General features: G+C 43.5%; 23 protein-coding genes. 9 read left to right on the top strand and 14 right to left on the bottom strand.

Annotated elements, in window-relative coordinates; all coding sequences use genetic code 11:
- Positions 1–32: 32 nt before the first annotated feature.
- Positions 33–248 (bottom strand): 30S ribosomal protein S21, encoded by a 216-nt coding sequence (gene rpsU, locus AAEY83_RS07080; RefSeq protein ID WP_025645021.1) that lies wholly within the window; start codon positions 246–248, stop codon positions 33–35.
- A 452-nt stretch (positions 249–700) separates the two neighbouring features.
- Here rpsU and AAEY83_RS07075 point away from each other — a divergent pair, with 452 nt between their 5' ends.
- The 8 genes from AAEY83_RS07075 to AAEY83_RS07040 all read left to right on the top strand — a co-directional run bounded on the left by AAEY83_RS07075 (position 701) and on the right by AAEY83_RS07040 (position 8,857).
- A complete protein-coding gene (locus AAEY83_RS07075; protein ID WP_025645023.1) occupies positions 701–1,225 on the top strand; it encodes a c-type cytochrome in 525 nt (174 codons plus the stop codon).
- A 159-nt stretch (positions 1,226–1,384) separates the two neighbouring features.
- On the top strand, positions 1,385–2,455 hold the full coding sequence (gene tsaD, locus AAEY83_RS07070) for a tRNA (adenosine(37)-N6)-threonylcarbamoyltransferase complex transferase subunit TsaD (protein WP_025645025.1): 1,071 nt from the start codon (positions 1,385–1,387) through the stop codon (positions 2,453–2,455).
- 32 nt (positions 2,456–2,487) lie between these two features.
- Complete coding sequence (locus tag AAEY83_RS07065) at positions 2,488–2,859, top strand: CrcB family protein (RefSeq protein WP_025645034.1); 372 nt, start codon at positions 2,488–2,490, stop codon at positions 2,857–2,859.
- A 506-nt stretch (positions 2,860–3,365) separates the two neighbouring features.
- The gene (locus AAEY83_RS07060) at positions 3,366–5,036 is read left to right on the top strand and encodes a phosphoethanolamine transferase (RefSeq protein WP_037058915.1); all 1,671 of its coding nucleotides are present in this window, start codon (positions 3,366–3,368) and stop codon (positions 5,034–5,036) included.
- A gap of 45 nt (positions 5,037–5,081) precedes the next feature.
- Positions 5,082–5,768, top strand: a complete 687-nt coding sequence (locus AAEY83_RS07055) for a response regulator transcription factor (RefSeq protein WP_025645038.1) — start codon at positions 5,082–5,084, stop codon at positions 5,766–5,768.
- Between the two features lie 100 nt (positions 5,769–5,868).
- Positions 5,869–7,215 (top strand): sensor histidine kinase, encoded by a 1,347-nt coding sequence (locus tag AAEY83_RS07050; protein ID WP_025645040.1) that lies wholly within the window; start codon positions 5,869–5,871, stop codon positions 7,213–7,215.
- A gap of 364 nt (positions 7,216–7,579) precedes the next feature.
- Positions 7,580–8,050, top strand: a complete 471-nt coding sequence (locus AAEY83_RS07045) for a diacylglycerol kinase (protein ID WP_025645042.1) — start codon at positions 7,580–7,582, stop codon at positions 8,048–8,050.
- 48 nt (positions 8,051–8,098) lie between these two features.
- Positions 8,099–8,857 (top strand): PAP2 family lipid A phosphatase, encoded by a 759-nt coding sequence (locus tag AAEY83_RS07040; RefSeq protein WP_037058916.1) that lies wholly within the window; start codon positions 8,099–8,101, stop codon positions 8,855–8,857.
- Between the two features lie 118 nt (positions 8,858–8,975).
- Here AAEY83_RS07040 and AAEY83_RS07035 read toward each other — a convergent pair whose 3' ends face one another.
- From AAEY83_RS07035 to AAEY83_RS07000, 8 genes are all read right to left on the bottom strand, one after another.
- Positions 8,976–9,677, bottom strand: coding sequence for a VIT1/CCC1 transporter family protein (locus AAEY83_RS07035; protein WP_011959977.1), 702 nt, complete (start codon positions 9,675–9,677; stop codon positions 8,976–8,978).
- Between the two features lie 81 nt (positions 9,678–9,758).
- Positions 9,759–10,442, bottom strand: a complete 684-nt coding sequence (locus tag AAEY83_RS07030) for a DUF8596 domain-containing protein (RefSeq protein ID WP_011959976.1) — start codon at positions 10,440–10,442, stop codon at positions 9,759–9,761.
- 63 nt (positions 10,443–10,505) lie between these two features.
- On the bottom strand, positions 10,506–11,576 hold the full coding sequence (locus tag AAEY83_RS07025) for an FAD:protein FMN transferase (RefSeq protein WP_227501911.1): 1,071 nt from the start codon (positions 11,574–11,576) through the stop codon (positions 10,506–10,508).
- Between the two features lie 67 nt (positions 11,577–11,643).
- Positions 11,644–11,958 carry a hypothetical protein gene (locus tag AAEY83_RS07020; protein WP_020444569.1) on the bottom strand — a complete coding sequence of 105 codons (315 nt, stop codon included), beginning with the start codon at positions 11,956–11,958 and terminating at the stop codon, positions 11,644–11,646.
- Positions 11,951–12,541 carry a PepSY domain-containing protein gene (locus tag AAEY83_RS07015; protein ID WP_011959973.1) on the bottom strand — a complete coding sequence of 197 codons (591 nt, stop codon included), beginning with the start codon at positions 12,539–12,541 and terminating at the stop codon, positions 11,951–11,953. Before AAEY83_RS07015 ends, AAEY83_RS07020 begins: the two co-directional genes overlap by 8 nt.
- Before the next feature lie 99 nt (positions 12,542–12,640).
- Complete coding sequence (locus AAEY83_RS07010; protein WP_011959972.1) at positions 12,641–14,104, bottom strand: ATP-binding protein; 1,464 nt, start codon at positions 14,102–14,104, stop codon at positions 12,641–12,643.
- Between the two features lie 64 nt (positions 14,105–14,168).
- Positions 14,169–14,843 carry a response regulator gene (locus AAEY83_RS07005; protein ID WP_020444568.1) on the bottom strand — a complete coding sequence of 225 codons (675 nt, stop codon included), beginning with the start codon at positions 14,841–14,843 and terminating at the stop codon, positions 14,169–14,171.
- A gap of 19 nt (positions 14,844–14,862) precedes the next feature.
- Positions 14,863–15,468, bottom strand: a complete 606-nt coding sequence (locus AAEY83_RS07000; protein WP_020444589.1) for a cytochrome b/b6 domain-containing protein — start codon at positions 15,466–15,468, stop codon at positions 14,863–14,865.
- Between the two features lie 320 nt (positions 15,469–15,788).
- Here AAEY83_RS07000 and AAEY83_RS06995 point away from each other — a divergent pair, with 320 nt between their 5' ends.
- Positions 15,789–17,048 (top strand): ferredoxin reductase family protein, encoded by a 1,260-nt coding sequence (locus tag AAEY83_RS06995; protein ID WP_020444588.1) that lies wholly within the window; start codon positions 15,789–15,791, stop codon positions 17,046–17,048.
- A 406-nt stretch (positions 17,049–17,454) separates the two neighbouring features.
- Here AAEY83_RS06995 and AAEY83_RS06990 read toward each other — a convergent pair whose 3' ends face one another.
- The 5 genes from AAEY83_RS06990 to potA form a co-directional block, all read right to left on the bottom strand.
- Positions 17,455–17,946 (bottom strand): hypothetical protein, encoded by a 492-nt coding sequence (locus AAEY83_RS06990; RefSeq protein ID WP_025645055.1) that lies wholly within the window; start codon positions 17,944–17,946, stop codon positions 17,455–17,457.
- Between the two features lie 286 nt (positions 17,947–18,232).
- Positions 18,233–19,123: a LysR family transcriptional regulator gene (locus AAEY83_RS06985; RefSeq protein WP_025645057.1), complete on the bottom strand. Its 891-nt coding sequence runs from the start codon at positions 19,121–19,123 to the stop codon at positions 18,233–18,235.
- Between the two features lie 306 nt (positions 19,124–19,429).
- Positions 19,430–20,263: a spermidine/putrescine ABC transporter permease PotC gene (gene potC / locus AAEY83_RS06980; protein WP_025645059.1), complete on the bottom strand. Its 834-nt coding sequence runs from the start codon at positions 20,261–20,263 to the stop codon at positions 19,430–19,432.
- Complete coding sequence (gene potB, locus AAEY83_RS06975; protein WP_025645061.1) at positions 20,263–21,141, bottom strand: spermidine/putrescine ABC transporter permease PotB; 879 nt, start codon at positions 21,139–21,141, stop codon at positions 20,263–20,265. The genes potC and potB overlap by 1 nt, the downstream gene beginning before the upstream one ends.
- Positions 21,141–22,484, bottom strand: a complete 1,344-nt coding sequence (gene potA / locus AAEY83_RS06970; RefSeq protein ID WP_025645063.1) for a spermidine/putrescine ABC transporter ATP-binding protein PotA — start codon at positions 22,482–22,484, stop codon at positions 21,141–21,143. Before potA ends, potB begins: the two co-directional genes overlap by 1 nt.
- Positions 22,485–22,511 lie beyond the last annotated feature (27 nt).

Genomic DNA, 22,511 nt, shown 5'->3' with positions numbered 1-22,511 from the left:
CTACTGATGTACGGCTAACTGATAGCTAGCAATTAGTACATACGCGTGGTACGAATAGTGTCGCGTTGCAGCTTTTTCTTATAACGCTTTACCGCAGCGGCTTTTTTGCGCTTGCGCTCTTGCGTTGGCTTTTCATAAAACTCACGCTTACGTACATCTGACAATACGCCAGCTTTTTCGCAAGCACGTTTAAAACGACGGATAGCGATATCAACGGGTTCGTTTTCTTTGACCTTAACTGCAGGCATGAAGACTCCTTATAGGGATGAGATACAAAGGCATTAGTTTGGCTGTGTATTAGTATTTAGCGCTAATATCTCAAAATTCGCGCATCAGCTCAAACTAGGATAAGTTTGCACAGAAGTACAAGGGCGGTAATTCTACCTAAAATCATCAATAAAGTCAAGGCTTTTGGTGTGCTTATCGTCACTCAGCGACTGATTATAAAAAGACAAATTCTGCGTTATTAGAGCACCTAGAGTTACGTTACCTGAAGTATTTACAGATCAATACCGTCTAATTTGGTTATTTATCTTATAAAGTTTCTTATTTGCCTTATAAAGTAATACTCACTAAGTCACAAAAATGCCGATAAAAAACCTTATGACGATAACGGCTTTAACCGAATTTATGCTATGATAATTGCAACAATTCAGTAAGCTTTATCGGTTTTTATATCAATTTTAGTGAGGATGTTGGAATGAGAAAAACGGCACTAAACACAGCATTGTGGACGACTCTAGTGGTCAGCTTGGGCGTTAGTCTTAGCGCTTGTAGCGATGGTCATGAAGCAGTAACAGCGCCAGAGCGAGCCGAGCAGGCTGCTGAGATTGCTCGTGCCAATGCTCCTGAAGCAGAAGATATGGAGTTTGCAGAAACTGAGCCTATGGTTGTCGAGACGACTGAGACGGCAGAAGTTGATGCTGGTGATGCTGAAGCTGAGGTGGCAGCGGTAGAAGAGCCTGCAGCCTCTGAGGATTTAGCCGTCAACGTTGGCGCTGAGCTCTATAACAAGCAATGCATGGCCTGTCACGCTACCGGCTTGCTCAATGCACCAAAATTCGGTGACGCTGAGGCTTGGGCACCGCGTATCGAAAAAGGCGTAGAGACTCTGACCACTCATTCAGCGGAAGGCTTTAATCAAATGCCAGCGCAGGCTTATAATGGCGTGACCGAAGATCAAATCAAAGCTGCTGTTGAATATATGATTGCCGAAGCCAGCTGATAGTCGTTATTCGCTCTTGAAATTTGTTAAACGAGCCGTCATTGTGTGCTAACAATGGCGGCTTTTTGGCTTTAGGGTTAGGGTCTGTTATTAGCACATACAGGGTAATAACGCAGCGACCCCATAGTAAGATAAAGATAGTAAGATAAAGGCGATAGCATGAAAGTATTAGGGTTAGAGACTTCTTGTGACGAGACGGGTCTGGCGATCTTTGATAGCGAGCAGATTAACAGCGCTAATAAGGGCCTAGTTGGGCAAGTATTGTACTCACAAATTGAGCTGCATGCTGTCTATGGCGGCGTGGTGCCTGAGCTGGCGAGTCGCGACCATATTCGCAAATTAGTGCCACTACTCGATGAGCTGCTAGCGCAGTGTGATATGAGTAAAAACGACATTGATGCTATCGCCTATACCAAAGGCCCAGGCCTTATCGGTGCGCTGATGACGGGCGCGCTGTTTGGTCGTAGCTTGGCGTTTGGCTTAGGTATTCCGGCTATCGGCGTGCACCATATGGAAGGTCATCTGCTTGCGCCTTTGATGGGCGCTAATCCGCCGCCGTTTCCGTTTGTCTCTTTGCTCGTCTCAGGTGGCCATACCCAGCTGATCGCGGCTAAAGGCATCGGCGAGTATGAGATACTAGGCGAGTCCATCGATGATGCGGCAGGGGAGTGCTTTGATAAAGCCGCTAAGATGTTAGGCTTGCCTTATCCTGGTGGTCCAAATATTGCCAAGCTTGCCGAAATGGGTAACCCAAACGCCTATGAGCTACCACGGCCAATGCTGCATCGCGGTCTTGATTTTTCGTTTAGTGGTATGAAAACAGCAGTGCATAATCTGATTAAAGATACCCCGCAGTCCGGTGGCTCAGGCAATAGCGCTGATAGCGATCCGCAAGTACGCGCCGATATTGCCGCAAGCTTCCAACACGCGATGGTCGATACGCTAGTAAAAAAATGCGTCAAAGCGCTTAAACAAGCGAATATGACCAGACTCGTTATCGCGGGCGGCGTCAGTGCCAACACACATCTGCGCGAGACGCTAGAGACTGAGCTGACGAAAATTAATGCGACTGTACATTACGCACCGCCAGCACTTTGTACAGATAATGGCGCAATGATTGCTTATGCTGGATTTGAGCGCCTAAACGCTGGACAAACGGATGATCTGGCAGTGAGCTGTATCCCGCGTTGGCCGTTGACAGAATTACCAGCACTGTTGCCTGCAGTATAACGTTCAAAAGCCATATAAATTAAGGATAATCTATGCAGTGGCTAGCAATAGGCTTAGGAGCAGCATTAGGCGCGTGTTTACGTGGCTATTTAGCGCGCTTTAATCCACTGCATCACTGGATACCGCTTGGTACGCTTGGCGCAAATGTCTTGGGCGGCCTGCTGATTGGCCTTGCGCTCGTCTGGTTTGAGCGTATGGGTAGCGATTTATCGCCTAATATCAGACTGTTTGTGATTACTGGGTTTTTGGGTGGATTGACGACCTTTAGTACCTTTAGTGCTGAGGTATTTACTTTTATTAGTGCGGGTAAAGTATTGGCAGGGCTAGGATTGATCGGTCTGCACGTTGGATTGACACTGCTGGCAACCGCGCTTGGGTTTTATTTCTTTAAGCTAGTTTTGTAGGTGTTGATAGATATTAATCGTTCAATGGTCTGTTATAAGTGGTTCCATTGTACCAGTCTGTTTTAAGTAGTATGTTAATAGGTTTTTGGGGTGAAATAGCTGGTTCTGTTGGGGTATACCCATAAGGAACCAATTAGGTACTTTCACTGATTCGGTACCCTAGTGAGGACTTGAATCTTAGGGTGTAGGCTAGTGATAACAATAGCCTACATTATTTATAGCAGGTCAGTGTACATGGCAGTAAAACGCCCCGACTATATCGAAGGTTGATTTACTTGAGTCAGGCATCGCTGCCTGACAGGGTTAAAAGATCATAATAACGTTTTTCAAACTCACTCTTCTTAGGTGATGTGGTTAATAATGGGGTTTTGATCCTACATACCTGAAAAATTTCAATAGTAGCACTAAAACACAAACTCCTATTCAATCCCCTTAACGTCTTCTTAACAGGCTACTTGCTATCGTAAGGAATCATATTCCTTACGATCCTGTTGAGAATCCCGTTTATGTTACCCTCTCAAGCACTTAGCACTATTAGTAATCAAGCTAATACGAAAAAAAGCTTTGCAAGCAAAATTTTTGATCGCAAGATTAATCTTAGCTTTCTGATTATCATTGTCGTGCTTTATTTAATAGCTACTGCCAATATTGGCTTTTTTACGCAAGTGTTAAGTGTTTATCCACTTAGCACAAACATTGGCTTTATAGTGTCTCTCTCAGGCTTATTATTTAGCTTGATGTGGCTAATCGTTCAGTTGCTATGCTATCGACCCATTGCCAAACCAGTGCTGATTGCTTTAGTGCTGATAGCAGCTGTGTGCGGGTATTTTACCGATGCTTACGGCACCATATTTGATACTAATATGCTAATTAATAGCTTACAGACTGATCAAGCAGAAGCGATGGAACTGATGTCGCTAAGCTTTTTTATTCGGCTGCTAATATTAGGTGTTGTACCTGCTGTTATTATTAGCAAATTAAAAATAAAACCTACTTCCTTACGACGCTCGATACTACAAAAGACAGCTACTTTGATAGCGGCTATTGCCTTAGTAGGCGTTTGCTTATTGCCCTTTGGTGATCAATACGCCACCTTTTTTCGTCAGCATAAAATGGTGCGTAGTTATACCAATCCTATTACTCCTATTTATTCAGTCATCAAACTCGGTACTGATTATATTGATGAGCTACGCCGTCCTGATACGATGATACTGCACGCAACTGATGCCAAACGTAACGCTGCTAATGGTAGTACAGCAAAACCAAAACTCATGGTATTTGTCGTTGGTGAAACAGTGCGCGCTGACCATATTAGCTTAAATGGTTATAAGCGCGATACGATGCCACTACTTGCCAAGCAATCTAATATTTATAGCTTCAAAAATGCCACCTCTTGCGGTACTTCTACAGCTTACTCAGTGCCTTGTATGTTCAGTTATGCTAATCGTTCAGACTATAATCCGGATGAAGCAGACTATAATGAAAACGTGCTAGATACGCTCAATAAACAAGGCGTAAACGTTATTTGGCGCGATAATAATTCAAGCTCTAAAGGCGTGGCGGATCGAGTGACTTTTGAAGACTACAAAACGAGCGATATCAATCCAAATTGCGATGATGAATGTCGCGATATCGGTATGCTTGATGGTTTTGATAAGCTTGTAAAAACAGGCGCTTCTGCTAAAGATACACTGATTTTATTACATCAAATGGGCAATCATGGTCCCGCTTACTACAAGCGTTATCCTAAGGCTTTTGAAGAATATAAACCCGTCTGTATGACCAATGAGCTATCCAAGTGCGATGACCAATCAGTTATTAACGGCTATGACAATGCGATTCGTTATACCGATTACTTCTTGAATAACGTGATTGATACGCTAAAAACTTACGAGCCCGATTATGATGTGGTAATGGTATATATTAGCGATCATGGTGAGAGTTTAGGTGAGAATAATATCTACTTGCACGGCCTGCCTTACTCTATAGCACCCGCTGCGCAAAAGCAGGTGCCTGTCATTATTTGGTCGCCTACTAATAATAGTATTGATAAAAACAGCCTTATGCTTGATAAGCCAGTATCACACGATTTTATTACCCCAACTTTACTTCAATTTTTCGGTATTACCACCGACGAGATGCTATCAAAACCTACTTTTTTCCAGTATACCCATTAAATTATTTTTTATCCGCCTCACGCTTTTTATAGAGTAGTAGCCATTATGTATAAAATACTTATTATTGAAGACAATCCCGATATCGTCGCCAACATTTACGCTTTTTTTGAGACTAAAGGCTTTGAGTTAGACAATGCTCATAATGGCATTAGTGGCTTAACGCTAGCTTCAAATAATCGTTATGACGTTATCTTACTAGATGTGATGTTGCCTGGCATGGATGGCACCAAATTGTGCAAGGCGCTTCGAGAGGAATTGCATAATAAAACACCTGTGCTCATGCTGACGGCACGTGATACGATTCTGGATAAAGTCACAGGTTTTGATAGTGGCGCTGATGATTATTTGGTCAAGCCTTTTTCGCTCGTCGAATTAGAATCCCGTATTAAAGCTTTGATTCGTCGGCATCAAGACGATCATTTTCAACATAATATTACCGTTGGCAAACTGTCTTTAAATACCGATGAGCACACGGTTACTCGTGAGGGTAAATCACTCAAGCTCACGCCAACAGGGTTTAAAATACTGAATACCCTGATGAGCGCCGCACCTCGAGTCGTCAATAAGAATGAGCTTGAGGAAAAATTATGGGGTGAAGATATACCTCACAGCGATGCTTTACGTACGCATATGCATAGTGTGCGCGCTCAAGTTGATAAACCGTTTATTGAGCCGATGATCATGACCATAGCGGGCGTTGGCTATCAGATTATCAACCCTGATAAAGTCTAAAATTTCACAATACGATTTACAGATTAGAGTCTATTATAAGCAGTCATATCTATATTTTTTCTTACGCTATCTATTGCCTTACACTAAATAAGCGTCTGCCATGTTCACTATAGACTCAATCGCCAATAAGTTTCGAATCTCCTATTTTGTATTCGCTTTATTGCTTTGCACGGCTTTCGTCAGCATTTTTATGTATGCTGAGATGCGAATTGAACAGGACTTAGTGAAAGGGCGACTTTTACAGCAGCTACAAATCAGTCAAGAAAAATATGGTGAACAGGCTGTTTATACAGCAAATCCGGGTATTAAAATTTATCGTTATGATAGTGCGCCTGAGAATTTAAAAACAATAGCCAACGGAACCGTTCAAGAAATGCGAGTAACCGTAAATAATAAAGCGGGTAAAACTGAAACTAATCTGCATTTTTTTGCTTATCCACAAAATGAGCAAAACTATATTTTGACCTACTTAGAAGGGTCTGAAATGGCGATGGAGAATTATCCTGTTTTAGCAATCTTTGAGAATCTAGAAGATATATTTGCTGATGCACTAAAAATTGCGGTCCTTTTGAGCTTACTAATCGCTGCGCTATTCTCTTATTTATCCTCTAAGCAAATCATCAAGCCTTTATTAGATCTAAAAAAAGCGGTAGAGACCGATAATCAAAATTTAACCGAATTAACCCACCTACCCTCAGAAGTTGGGGTGTTAGCACAAGCGATTGATGAGAAAAATAATAACCTTGAGCAGTATCTAAAGCGTGAGCAATTATTCACAGGCGATGTCAGCCATGAATTGCGTACCCCTTTAACCATAATAATGGGCGCATCCGAGGTATTAGCCTCCCAATTAGCGCACGACAGCTATTTAAGCGAATTTACTAACCGTATCAACACGACTGCAAAGGAGACCACTGAGATTATCAGCGCCTTATTACTACTCTCTCGTGCCCCTGAAAAACTGGATGCCCCGCAAACCTCTATTAATAGTATTGCTATAAATGAGGCGCAGCGCTTAAACTATCTACTCAAATATAAGTCAGTCACTTGTACAATAATCGCTGAACAAGTGTATTTTACAAACGTGCGTCCTGAACTGCTAAAAATGGCGCTAGGTAACCTCATTAAAAATGCCTTTCAATACACAGATGATGGCGAAGTCATCATAACTATCGATAGTGACAAAATAGTCGTTACTGATACGGGTCTTGGTATTCCTGAGAGTATGATGCCGCTGCTGTATGAGCGCTTTGAGCGTTTAGAGCATAGCAATACGGATGGCAAAACGGATGACAATTCGAGCACAGATAAGGCATTTAGTAATAAGGTTGAAGGGTCGGGCTTAGGACTTAGTATCGTGCAGCGTATTATGACGCATATGGATTGGGAATTAACCCATCAAGCCAATAAAACTGGGGGCAGCAGCTTTAGTATTTATTATCGTTAAGGCTATCGAACGATAAGCCCAATTATATAGCTTTAGTCAAAGCAGTAGCCGACACCTCAATAGCACAGGTGTTAGTTACTGCTTTTTGGTTTGTCCAGTATTTAGGTATTAAGCTTAGTAAAGACGCTATATCAAAAGTCTAAAACCCGCAATTGCCCTACTTAAGCAACGGTATAAATTTAATTTCAGGGTTTTATCTTAACGCTTTCTTAACGATACCAATCTTATAATGATACCTAAGTGCTAACCAGTGCCCTCCTACACTGGGATCATTACAACAAGAATTATATCGGTGATTGCACTTTTTATTTTATTCCCAAAGCTTGCCATACCCTCTAACTTTAATGACTATTAAGCAATCAACATGAGTACTCGCAAACCTACTATTCTCGATAATGAAGCCGCAGATTTTGATTATAAACTTAAAGAAACAACTGGCTCTCTACTGGTAGCTGATAGCTTTGCGAGTGAAGTTAAAGGTAAAAAGGGGCTGTCTCGTATTTTAAAAGCGACGGGCTACTCGATAGATGGTTTTAAAGCGGCTTATAAATATGAAGCGGCCTTTAGGCAAGTTATTTGGCTTAACTTTTTACTACTTATCGTTTTAATATTTATGCCTTTTGCTATCTATATAAAAATGCTGCTGTTAATAGTTTCGTTTCTATCGCTTATCGTCGAGCTATTCAATACAGGTATCGAAGCCTGCGTTGACCATACTTCTACAGAACAACATCCGCTCGCTAAAATAGCTAAAGATGTCGGTTCTGCTGCTCAGTTTTTGGCGTTATTGCTATTGTTTGTTTTATGGCTGATGGCATTATTTAACGTCTTATAGCGAATAGCACTTGAGGTTTTGCAAATTAATATATTGAAAGGTATTTCAATGGCATTGGAAAATAACTCATCTGATTGGATGTGGCTTAAGCTGCTTTGCTTAACGATCATTACAGCGTTAATCTTTGAACATAGCCAGTTTGATATTCACATCAGCGAGCTTTTTTATACTAATGGGCAATGGCTTATACAAAAGGGCGCACAGCCTTATGCTTTCATCTTTTATGATGCTCCTAAAGCATTATTGATTTTGCTAGCCCTCTACTTAATCACTGTGTTAATTATTAAATACAGACAGCCTTCGAATAATGTTTCTATCATCAAGAATAGAAGTATCAATCAATTTATGGTTCCCTTTTCAGTACGTGAAATAAGCTACCTACTGATTATTCTTATCGTCGTACCTTCTACTGTTGCCCTATTAAAGAGTGTCACTCATGTCAGTTGCCCCAATCATTTAACGCTGTTTGGTGGGGACTTACCTTATCTGAATATTTGGCAAAACATAACCGCTAAAACCGATTCCAAATGCTTCCCAGCCGCCCATGCCAGTGCAGGGTTCTCTTTATATGGCCTGGCTTTTTTACCTAGTCTACACAAATATCGCTATAGGATATTTACAGTAGTGACTGTTTTAGGCTGGACGATGGGGCTGTATAAAATGAGTTTTGGCGATCACTTTTTTAGCCATACGCTGGTATCAATGCTGCTGTCACTGACAACAACTTGTACATTTGCCAGCTTCTTATTCAAAAAAGCAACCATTTATGAAGGCAGAAACATTGAGTCTAATACTTTGATAAGTTGATAACTACATTTATTATTAACACCTATAATCACACGTCATAATACTTAAGCTATGCATAAAATATTAGATGGTTCTATTTAGGGTATACCCTTATTTACTGACCAGTTTTATGAGGCCCCTATAATGCTGCCACCCCAAACAACCGACCAATCAATGATGTTGCGACCATAGCGAGCACACCCCATATCACAACTCTAGACGTAGCAGGAATAACAGGGGCACCGCCCAAGCGCGCTGATATTATGCCAAGTAGCGCTAAGCCTACTATCGTTAAAGTCGCGAGTGACCAAACCAGTGTTTGTGCTGGCAAAAGTAAAATACCAATAATCGGTAATATGGCGCCCGCAATGAATGACAATCCAGAAGCAACTGACGCATGAATCGGCTTAGCTTGACTCAGATCTGTCAAACCAATCTCATCTCGGGCATGCGCCTCTAGTGCATCATGCTCAGTCAAAGCTATGGCAACTTGATGCGCTAAGACATGATCCAGTCCACGTTTCTCATAAATTTTGGTGAGCTCAAATAGCTCGCGCTCAGCATTATGAGTCAGTTCATGCAACTCTTTATCCAGATCCGCTTTTTCGGTATCAGCTTGAGACGATACTGAAATATACTCACCAGCTGCCATCGATAGAGCACCTGCGGTTAACGCGGCCATCCCTGTCAATAGCAGTGTTTGACTATTTGCACTTGCTGCAGCGACACCGACTAATAGACTCGCGGTTGAAATCAGTCCATCATTGGCACCAAGTACTGCTGCCCTAAGCCAATGATTGCGATTGCTTAGATGAGCTTCGTCGTGAATAGAATGATGCATAGCATAGATACCCTCAAACGATTTAGACATAAATTAGAATATGTCAGTGTAGCCTATAATGACACACCAATTTCCACATAGTTACCTTGCTTGCTTTAAAGCGATTATTCGATAGGTTATTAGTAAAAAGACTATTGTTTGACTGCCGGCATAAAATAATAACAAAGGCAGCGCGCGACTGTCTGAGCCCACCATAAACACATGAATACTGATGAACATATACGCCATAAAGGTCAAAAAGTGTAGCCAGCGCCATGCTGATTGACCAATATACTGCTTAATATAAAAACTAAACGCACAGATAAATAAGAACCAAAACCCCAACTGCCCCAAGGCCACGCCCACACGCTCAGTCTGAAAACCAAAAGGCATTAGCACCTGCCATAAGTTCAGATTTAAGAAATTATCTGCTAATAAGATACCAGCATGAAACGCGGCAAAGCCTACGGCAATCAGGCTTAGATACTGATGTAAGACAAATACCCGCGCTGCATTAAAGCGCTTGCCTAAACGAGTGCTTAACAACAAGCCAAAAATGACTGCCAACCAAAATAACGTATAAGCGATAACACCGCTTGCCCGTGATAAATACCAAAAGTGTTTATCTGTGCTGGTCAGTAGCTGAGATACCGTCTCTCCCCAAGTTAACGACGCATAACCACCAACTCCGATAGCAATGCTTAACGTTAAGCCAACCCATAGAGCCTGAGTGAGAACATTAGTATTGGAAGCAGTATGACTGCTGGTAGGATGGTCTGTATGCATGACTATGCTCCTATGAATGGCTTTACTTAATGTATTGATATCTAGCGCATGTCGCGTGATAAATTAACTAGCAAGCAGGTTTGGACGCATGGCAGAAGTCACCATCACTTTGTTATCCCTATCTATTAACAACGCCGCAATATGGTGTTTGTTGAGCCACGCCACGGCTGCTTTAACACCAAGAAGCACGCAGTATTTGGCGTATACCTCCGCCGTCATCGCATCTTTCGCCAGTACCGTTGCAGTTAGGACGTCACTTGTTACTGGACGCAAGTCATGCGGATGGATCAAATGATGTTGCCAGCGGCCGTCGTGCAACCAGCGACGATAATCTTGCCCAGATGTGGCGACAGCCCCAGAGCTGAGCTTGAGGATCGCCACATCTTCATCATTGTGAACGTGCTCACTATTGGCAAAATACGGCTTGGCAACAGCCACTCCCCAAGACACCGGTTTATCTGTTGGGTTTTTTGGAACACCAATCGCGATATCCCCACCCATATCGACTAAGCAGGGAATATGCCAGTCATGAACTCGGCTAATATTTTCCGCCAACTGCATGGCGCACCACCCTTTGACATATCCATTCAAATCCAGTGCCATGCCAGCTGGCAGATATACTTGATGTTGTCTGTCAGCTAACTGGCGAAGCTGAATACCTTCTATCTGCTGATTGGCATGGTTAGCACTTGTCGTGTCTTGCACGTTTGTAGGGGTGCTTACGCTAGTAACAGGTAATGATGGCACAGACATTTTGGGCAAGGTCTCAAATGAATGCTTATAGCCTGCGTCCCATAGAGGGTGCAATAACGTTGGTGTTACTAAGCCTTGAGTCTTTGAGACAAAGTGAATGGCACGCTGCAACACCTCAAATAATTCTGAACTCACCTCAGACCATTGGTCGCCACGGTTATTCAGTCTCATAAGCTCACTGCTGTCATCAAAACGACTGAAGATATGTTCCCAGTCAGCTAAGCGCTGCTGAATATCGTTTGTCAAAAAAGCGACTTGTTGGTCTATTCTCATTTGTGAAGGTTGCGCGCTCAGTCTTGTGGTATTTAAGCTAATTTGAATGTGACAACCCATGGCAAACAGTTTAATCGTTGCCAGTTGCGGTGTTGTTTGATTGGACATATTTGTGTGCATTCAAAGCCCTCCCTTGACTAAACATTCAAACTAAATAATCTGTGGTTTTTCTTATTTATTGAGAAGATCGCGTACGAGCGACAACCCTTATTACCTCAACAGGTGCGACTGCATTGACCTGTCGCAATTGATTGATATCAGCGATGGGCGTTGGCGTGACTGCCCTTTCATCAGACTCAGCAACAGCAGTGCTTATAATGGCAGTGCTCACAGGGGCAGTTTTTTGTTCTTGATTGAGTAGTACCAGCCATCCTGCCATAGTACCTGCAATCGAGACCATCATAATGCTGCTTTTAAGAGCGGCAAAAGGATCTGCTTTTTTAGCCGTTTTTTTGACGGCTGGTGTCGAATGTGATTTGGTATTAGTCATCGTATTCCTCCTCATCATGTTGCTGATAGCTCATGGCGATTAGGCGATCATTCTCTTTATAGTATTTTTTATCGTGTGCTTTGCGATGTTTATCCTCTTTACGTTTATCATCATCGTGGTGCTTATCTTCATAATCGTCATCGTCAAATCTCTCAGCACGATAGTCATTGGTCGCAACCGGATTCAGTACAGTGCCGACACTGGCATCAATATAAGTAGCGCCGCTGTCTAATAGCACCTCATAAGCGACGGTGCCGTTATAATTGACGAGCTCGGGTGAAGCCTGCAATACTGAATTGGGCGCGTCTTGCTGCGCAAGCGCAGTTGCTTGCGTGGCTGTGAGTGCCGCCAGAGGTGATGGATTGGCAAATGGGGATTGCGTGAGAGGGTTTGCCACGGCTTTAAAGGACGATAAATCAGAGGATATAGAGGTAATGTCAGTATTTTGACTCATGGCATTCGCAGCTGATAGTGCGTCATCAGCGCTGGGCGACTGGACAGATAAGGCGATAACGCCACCAAAAAACACTAATGAGGTTGCACCAACAGTCAATAATAAGGGTTTTAATAGAGGTAGGCTCATAAGATTGTACTCCGTCTATATTATTAGGGAATACAACTAGCATACGGGGTAAATATTAACTCAACCTTAAGCCCACGCCGATTAATTTTTATCGTTTTATCAGATGCTTGATATCGCTTTTTTATGTCTTATCGTGACGATAAAGCCAGTTTCTGGTTGAGAGCGGTTAGCAAACTCTAACGTCAGACCGTGCAGCTCTGCTATTCGATTGGCAATGGATAGCCCAAGACCGCTACCTAATTGGCTTTGACCTGCTGGGCGATAAAAGCGCTCGCTTAAGCGCGTCAGTTGTTCTGGCTCGACGCCACTGCCATTATCGACCACTCTAATAGCATTGGTGTCGAGCTGAAGTTCAATCAAAGCGCCCTCGGGACAATAGCGAATGGCATTGTCCAACAGGTTACGGATGAGCAGTTTGAATAAAATTGGATTGATAAGGATGGGTAGAATATCAGCAGGATTGTCACAGTTCACAGTGCGTTTTAATTGCATGTGCTTTTCACGAGCCAGCCGATTGACATCACTGAGTACAATATCCGTTAGCATCAACCAATCCGGACTTTCTAATTGCTCAGGAGGTAATTGTTGTTGCGGTTCTATTTTGGCTAAAATCAGCAGTTGATCGACCAAATGAGTGGCCCGCTCAATGCCATTGCTAATGTTTTGGGCATGATAGAACAGCTGATTATCGTCTTCTACGCCAGATAACTGCAATATCTGCTGCTGTAACAAATCAGCTTGTAGCTTTAACGCCGCAAGCGGGCTTCTAAGCTCATGTGAGGCATCGGCGGTAAAGCGCTGCTCACGTGCTAGGGTATCCGCGACTTTTACAAACAAGACATTTAAGGCGCTCACTAACGGTTGGATCTCTTTGGGCACGTCCGCTGTGATGGGGCTATCATCTTGCGGTTGACGCTGTTCAAGCGCACTACTAATCTGAGTTAACGGCATAAACCCCCGCCGGATCAGCCACACCACCAAACCCATAAATGCAAATAGCCCAATCAACATCGGCAGCACTTGCACGGACATGGCATCAGTAATCATCTCTCGGCGAGATTTGAGGTTCTGTCCGACGGCAATGACCCGACCTTCATAGTCATGATCATCATGGACGTAAAATAAACGCCAGCGCTTACTAAAAGGGTTGAGGCGCTGATAGGCAGAATCATGCTCTTCTAAAAACCCATGCTGGTCTGGCAAAAAAGCAAATGATTGACCATTTTCATCAGCCATTAATAGACGGCCTTTTTTATCCCAAATGGCAAAGCCCATATAGTCATCCTCAGCCTCACCAAGATCACCTGATAGCTGCTTACTTTTTAACGCATAGATTTTGGGCGTGTGCTTTTTGTTATCATCCCTTTGCCTATGATGGTCTTTATCGTCCTCTTCTTTGGGGGCGACCCCTATTAAATAACGGGCAACTTGAGTGATTTGGGTGTCATTCATCTCATTGATTTCGTGCCAAAGCTTCCACGCAATAAAGCTTGAGGTAAGCACCCACAGCAAAGGTAAACCAATCAGTAGCGATGTTAATAGCCGTTGCTGAATACTTTTCATAGGCTCACCAAGTAGCAGACAAAGTGGAGGCACCAAAAACAGACCGTTGAATGCCTAACGGTGGTTAATGGTGGTTATGGACTGGATTGAGATAGTAGCCAATACCGCGTTTGGTCAAGATAAAATCATTGCCCAGTTTTTTACGTAAATGATGAATGTGTACTTCAATGGCATTGCTTTCGATATCTTGTTGCCACCCATATAGCTTGTCTTCTAAGCTTGCGCGGCTGTGGATTTGCTTAGGGTGGGTCAGCATTTGCTCTAAGATTGCCACTTCTTTGATGGTTAATTCTACCATTTTGCCTTGATAAGAGACTTGCTGATTCTGAGGCTGATAGGCCACTTCGCCATAACGGACTTCAGGTTGACACCGACCTTGGCTGCGTCTCATCAATGCTTGTAGACGGGCAATCACCTCATCTAATGCAAATGGCTTCACCAAATAATCATCAGCGCCGGCATTGAGTCCTGCCACACGATTGGCAATCGCATCGCGAGCGGTGATAATCAATACTGGCGTATCTATGTGTTTTTCCCGCCAGTTTTTTAGGACGGTCATGCCATCACCTTTTGGCAAGGTCAAATCCAGCAGTACCGCATCAAACATGCCATCTTGCAGCGCCATCTCACCTTGCTTGGCATCACCAAACCAATCCACCATCATGCCATGACTTTTTAAGCCAAGGACAATTCCATCAGCGATGGTGCTGTCGTCTTCTATCAATAATATGCGTGCCATAAGTGCTCCATCGCTTGACTTATTTCATAGTAGTCGGCTTGTCTGTCACCGTTTTTTTGCCCGTTATCATTGATTTAATGAGGTTTTGGCGTTGCCAGTAACTCATGGCAATCGCTGCGATGATATGTAGAGGAACCAGTAGATATAAGCTGTTTGCTAATAACTCATGAATCTCTTCAAGCACCTCTTTATCACCAAACAGCCCTGCTTCCATCAGATAACCGGTTAGTCCTAACCCTATAGTCACAGCCCATAACGATAACATCATCAGTGCGGCCAAGGGGTTATGACCAAGATTCTGCTCATCAACGCGTCGAACGCTTAAATCTGATACATGCCGTTTGAGTCGTTTTGGTGTGGGGAAAAAGCCAGTAAAGCGTGCATAGCGCGTGCCAACCAGACCCCAAAGTAAACGTATGACCACCAGTCCCAAAACGGTATAGCCGACATACTCATGCCACTCACCACCATCTTCGGTAAAAAACAGATTAGCAATAATACCAGCTGCGACTGTCCAATGAGTCACTCTTACTAATAGGTCCCAAACTTTTACTTGCCTCGCTTTAGGCATGTTCGGTACATGTGCAGAAGAGTCGTCCCAATTAATGATGTCTTTTTGGCTCATGGTTGTCACTCCTTAATCATTTGTTTGTTTATTGACAACACCCGCTGCTAAACACTGAAAATCAGCAAGATATCGTAAGCAGACGAGATATCACATCATCTGCCTTATCGCTATTACAACAAACAAATCTTAAGGTGAGCTTAGGACGTTAAAACAGGTAAATCATTGTGCAGCGAACCGGTAGCCTACGTCGTGCCATATACACCACTTAAGAATTATTTAAGAATCAGGCTGTATTATTAGCCATACTTCTCAATAAATACCTACTTGTTAAATCAAGCTTTCTTAACGGCAATAAAATAATTTTTCGGGAGATTCTTATGGCTTTAAAGTCATGGCAAGTGATCGGTAGTGTCGTACTGATCACTTCAATCACTGTACTCATGCAAATTTCCTCTGAAACGTGGATCACATCAGCAACAGTCAGTTTGATAATGGGTGCTTCGGCTTTAGCGTGCATGGCAAGCTCATGCATACTCGCTAGCCGTTGGCACGGTATTGAAAGGCTCTTTGGCGGTCTGGACAGGGTTTATGAAGCGCATAAGTGGATTGCTATATGGGCACTTATTTTCGCTGTCTATCATTTTGTCTTCAAAGCCAAGCTAGACGCTTGGGATCTTGCGCCCATTTTGGAGTTGTCCAAATATTGGACGCGTTTGATGCGTCAACTCAGCCTTGTCGCGTTAGGTCTGATTATACTACTGGCGCTGAATCGCAAAATCCCGTATGGCAACTGGCGTTGGTTGCATAAGTTCTCAGGCCCACTTTTTTTAATCGTTATACTACATTGGCTGAGCTTTGAGTCTCCCATCACACTGACTAGTCCAGCAGGTATTTGGTTAGCACTACTTTGTTCTGTAGGCGTGATTGCAGCATTGTACAAGATGATATTGTACCCATTCATTGCCAAAGCCGGAGAGTATAAGTTAGTCGCTATATCCCAGGGCAAAGCGGCGGTACACTTGGAGTTTGAGCCAGTCCGTAAAGGGTTTCAATTTAAGGCTGGTCAATTTGCCTTTATCTCTCTTAAAGAACCAGGTTTGCACGAGCCGCATCCTTTTACCATAGCTAACGCACCTTCTGATACTGGACACATCCATTTTGTGATTCGAGCATTGGGTGATTATACAAAAAAGCTAAATGAACAAGCCAAAGTGGGTATGTTGGCTGATATTTATGCGCCTCATGGTAATTTTAAACGTATATCAAATGCAGAGCGTGAAATCTGGATTGGTGCCGGAGTAGGAATCTCTCCCTTTATTTCTTGGCAAGAGGATAAAACTATCGGTCATTTTGAACGTGCCACTCTGATATATTGCTTCGATCCTGCGCGTGTTTTTCCAAGTGTTGAGCGTATGCAGGAGATGACAGAACAGTCTGGAGTAGATTTCGTAGCCAACCCAAGTGGCAGTAATGCCATGGCTGAAACCATTCGGCAAGTCGCCAGTGAAGTTAATCCAAAGCAGATTCAGATTAGTTTTTGCGGTCCAAAAGGGCTTTTAGGAAAAGTACAAGAGTTAATGAAAGAAAATGGTATTCCTGCCAAAAATATTCATTATGAGTTTTTTGATTTTCGCTAGAACACGTACAATTTGCCGTGCTTAACACAAACCCAATAAGACAAATGGCACGCTGGCTCAAGTCATAAAGTCATCGGTGCTAGTGCTAAGTAGGCGAACGACAATGGTATACAGATTAATTTAAGTCATCGAACGTTGATCAGGAGCCTGGTGGTTTAAAGGCCGTCTTATACTTAATGGTCTACAGTGACTTAACATGAAATGGATATACCGCCATTTCATGTTAAAAAGGACACTACTGTGTACACGGAGCTACTATAAATAACTAGGAGTGATGATAACAATAGCGTACAACCGAATATTCAAGTCCTCACTAGGGAACCGTATTCTTAGCTTGAGCTAAACATATATTTTTGGGTGTACCGGATTTTTGTCTTACCACCTCACTCTATAAAAAATTCAAATTTCATACTGTATGTCGATCGAATATTAGTTCGATTAGATTAAAAACTTCCTTCTCGTCTAAAATTGATCCATTGTATAGCATAGGTTTTAATGGTTTTCCTATAGAGCTACCTGCTTTTAGATAGATAGTCAATATCCAGTGATTAGTATGACCGCGAGTTAAAGGGTGTAAATCTAACCTTTCGATATCTCGCCATAATATTAAGTGTTGCTGATTTGACTTAAACACATGAAAAAAAGAAATTCCAGCTTGTTCAATCGTTACTATTGGCTTTTTACCTAACCAAATATAAGATAAAAGTAAAAGACCAAAGCTACCACCTCCTATGAGCAACCATCCAATACTAACTATAATCCAATCTCCTTCTTGCTTAGCGATCGGAGCAACAAAGCAACCCAGAATAAATATAAATATCGAGCCAATTATATTTATGAAGTGCTGTTTGAGGGTATAAGTCAGTTTGATTGGATAAGGAACTAAATTGTTACTCATTTTTATCCCTTTTTTTGAAATGATTCATAATTTATTTTAGTATCAACTCTACGTTCAAGTCCTTTTACTAAGTCTATCATCAAATCCTTATCCCCCTGTCTGCTCAAAAAATCCAACAAATTATCAGCTGTGTATTTCTTTAAATGTATACGTGTTCTAAGCCTTTAGTAAAAATCATACTATGAAAGACGTAATATTTAGTTAGAGTATGGACTAGTCTGCAACTCGCAACTATCTTCAAAAACTAAATATTGTTCTCATAACGGGCGTTATGACAAATAAAGCTCTAAACCGGCTTAACAATCCCATCAAGTAAACTCGCAAACCCCTGCATATACGCCATATCTTGGTTCGCCGTGCGCGTTGCTGCATAAAGCTGACAATACACGCCGTCCCCCAATGGCCGAGAGACCACCCAACCTTTTTTTTCATACTCGCTTACTACCCAATCAGGCAATGCTGCCACGCCGCGCTCGCTGGCGACCAGCTGGATGAGCATTGCGGTCAGCTCCGTGGTGCGAATATCGGCAAAGCTCACATCGCTTGGCGTCATAAAATTAGCAATAATATCGAGGCGTTTGGCTTCGACTGGATAGGCGATCAAAGTCTCATCGATCAGGTCTGTAGACGTTACAAAGTCTCGCTCAGCCAAATCATGAGTGGGTGAGAGCACCAATCGGCTCTCATACTCAAATAACGGCTGATAGCTGATACCCTCAAGCGGTAAGTTACTGGTAGTAATCAATAAATCAATATCACCTTCCATCAGTAAATGATGCGGCTCAGGCTCAAAGCCAGTGGCAAAATCAAGCTCGACATCCGACCACTCGCGGCGATAGTGATTGAGTATCGGCATCAACCAATCAAAACAGCTATGGCACTCAGAGGCCAGACGCAGGCGACCGGCTTGCCCATGCGCTAAGCGCTTTAGATCGTTTTTGGTACGCGTGACTTGCGGCATGATATTATCCGCTAAGGCTAGCACGACTTTACCTGCTGGCGTGAAAGTGAGCGGGCGCGTGCGGCGATTAACGAGGCTGATATCATAATAGTTTTCCAGCTCTTTTAGCTGATGCGAGACGGCAGAGGCGGTGACATGCAGCTCATCGGCGGCCGCAGCCAGCGAGCCATGGGCTCTAAGCGCGGTTAAGGTATTGAGATGACGAAGCTCTAGCATAAATAGCTCGGTAGTGAGGATGAAGTGCATTCATTATAATCGATAAAGTGCTGAAGTTCACTCATAGCTAATAACTGCTCTAGCGACGACGTAATAATAGCTGTGAGATAATCACTAATACCAAGGACGCGGCTAACAATAGCGTTCCGACAGCGTTGACCTCAGGTTTTAGTCCTGAGAAGCGTTAAAAAATTGCACTGCAATTTTAGCTTTGCAAGGGAAATTCTTTAAATAGAATTTCCAAGAAGCTTTTGTAAGGTTTTAAAGCTAGTCTAAAGGCGCCAGCCTACAACAGACCCTACTAACTTAACGCTTACGCAATAAGAGCTGCGACATAATCACTAATACTAATGAAGCAGCTAACAACAGCGTGCCGACGGCATTAACCTCAGGCTTAAGACCGACACGCACCATAGAATATATTCGCAGCGGCAGGATTTCATAGCTAGGGCCAGTCACAAAGGTCGAGACCACCATATCATCGAGTGATAAGGTAAAAGCCAATAACCAACCCGCCATTACCGCAGGCATAATCACCGGAATCAGTACCGTACGGATCATCGTCGACTCAGATGCACCCAAGTCACGCGCCGCCTCCATTAGCCGCTCATCTAAGCTGCTCAAACGCGCAAAGACAGTAATGACCACGAACGGCAGGCAAAAAGTAATATGCGCTATTAGTAAAGACACAAAGCCTAGCTGTAAGCCTATCAATAAAAACAGTGCCAGTAGTGAGATAGCTAGGACAATCTCAGGCGACATCATTAGTACAAACAATAGGCCATTTAATAGCCCTTTACCGCGAAAATCATAGCGATGTAGCGCCATAGCGGTCAAAGTACCGATCAAAGTAGAGACAGTCGCTGCGATGAGTCCTAAGACGATAGAGTGCCAAAAAGCATCGAGCATCGCTTGATTATTAAACAGCGACTCGTACCACTTTAGGCTAAAGCCGCCCCAGTTGTAGCCCGTCTTAGACTCATTAAAAGACATGACTACTAGGACAATAATGGGTAAATACAGCAGTAGATAGATTAAGCTTAGATAGCCCTTGGCAAACAAATTTCCTAGTTTTAGCGGTTTATTGGTTTTTGTCGAGGGTTGGTTTTTACTCATTGAGTTAGCAGAATTAGCAGACATCAGGCCACCTCATTGAAGTCAGTTTTGCCAATGCGTTTACTACTAGCGCGATAAGCTAAGAGTAATACCGCCATCGCAAGCGTCAATAGCACACTAGCCGCCGCACCAAATGGCCAGTCGCGGGCATCTAAAAATTGATTTTTGATGATGTTACCAACGAGTAGGTTGCGCGATCCGCCCAAGATATCAGCGACATAGAACATACCCATCGCCGGTAGCAGCACGAGTAAGACTCCGGAGATGATACCGGGCGTTGTAAGTGGCAATACTATGTGCCAAAAAGTCTGCCGCCTGCTTGCACCCAAATCTTGTGACGCCAAGAGCATGTCATCACGCAAGTCCGTAAATACCGCGTACAACGGCAGCACCATAAAGGGGAAGAGGAGATAAGTTAGGCCAACGATCACTGCGCCTTGGGTGTAGAGCATATTGATAGGCGTCTCGATGATACCGATGGCAAGTAGTGCCTTATTAATAAGGCCATTCGTCGCTAGTAGCAGCTTGAGCGCATAGACCCGCACTAAGGAGTTGGTCCAAAACGGTAATATCAGCAGCAGCATGAGTAACGGCTGCCAGCGCAGATGAACACGAGAGACCAGCCAAGCAAACGGATAACCGAGTAATAAGCACAGCACAGTAGTAATACCCGCCATCCATAACGAATGGGCAAACACCTCAAAATACAGCGGGTCAAGCAAGCGTAGATAGCTGTCAATAGTGACAGGTAAGCTGATAAAATCGCTCGTATCGCGTGTCAAAAAACTGACCGCAATGACTAAGATATTGGGCAGTAGCGCAAATATCAGCAGCCAGCCCCATATCAGCCATAAGGTAACCGTGCGAAAAGCGCCTTTACTAGTCAAGCTACTACCCGCCATTAGTCCATATCCTTTTGCATAGCGTTAGGGCCTCTCATAGTATCGGCGGTCACCGCTTCAGCGGCTGCATGATTGAAAGCCGCGTCATCAGCCGTACCATCGCTAGTAAAGGTGTCATTTGGTAATAGCCACTCCCAACCATCGACCCAAGAGACTTTTACCGCCTCATGCATTTTGTAATCAAAGCTTGGATCTTCTTCATCGAAGAACTCTGAGGCTTTAATGATATGACCGTTTTCAAGCTCAATGATCGAATCAAGCGTGCTGCCTTTATAGTTACTTTCAATCACGCGCCCCAATAATCCAGAGTGAGTCTCATCTTTAGGATCATAAATCCGCAGATCCTCAGGTCGTAGTAGGAGGTTGACCTTGTCACCGACTTGCACGGCATTGGCAAAATCAGGACGGCGCAGATTTCGTAGATGAGGGGCATCAGTTGTATGATCCTGCGCTTCACAAACCTCAACTTCGATACGGCCATTGGTGATCTGGCCATTGCGATCAGGCTGATCAGGATAGACGCCGTGTACTTTTGCTTCAAAGAGATTGGCCTCGCCGATGAATTTGGCGGTGAATAAATTGGCCGGAGTTTCATAGATTTGGATAGGGGTGCCAATTTGTTGGAATCTACCGTCTTTCATCACCGCAATACGATCCGACATAGACAGCGCCTCTTCTTGATCGTGAGTCACAAACACAAAGGTGATGCCAAGCTCGCGCTGCAGGCGTTTGAGCTCTGATTGCATCTGCAAGCGTAGCTTATGATCGAGGGCTGAGAGTGGTTCATCAAGTAATAATAGTTTAGGGCGATTGATAACGGCGCGGGCAATAGCGACGCGCTGCTGCTGGCCACCAGACAGATCTTGCGGACGGCGATTGGCTAGATGCTCCATCTGCACCATAGCTAACATCTCACGCACGCGGGTTTGTATCTCCGCCTTAGGCACTTTTTTAATCTTTAGGCCATAAGCGACGTTTTGCGCAACTGTCATATGTGGAAATAAAGCGTACTGCTGAAATACAGTATTGACCGGACGTTTATCAGCGGGCAAACCTGCCATTTGCATACCATCGAGTTGAATCTTACCAACGCTTGGTTGCTCAAACCCTGCAATCAGACGCAGCAAGGTAGTTTTACCACAACCAGACGGCCCAAGCAGCGTCAAAAACTCGCCATGCTTGATGTCGAGCGTGATGTCCTTGAGAACTTCGGTCTGATCGTAAGACTTTTTGATACCTGTCAGTTGCAGTAGCGTCTTACCAGTAGCATCTGTGCTATTAGTCTGAGTGCTATCAGTCTGAGCATTATTGGTTTGAGCAGTGGGCGCGGGCGAGTCAGTCATGAACGAAAGTCCTGATTATCCAAATCA

Source organism: Psychrobacter sp. TB20-MNA-CIBAN-0197 (assembly GCF_040309765.1).
GTDB lineage: Bacteria > Pseudomonadota > Gammaproteobacteria > Pseudomonadales > Moraxellaceae > Psychrobacter > Psychrobacter submarinus.
This window is presented reverse-complemented; position numbering and strand designations above follow the sequence as displayed.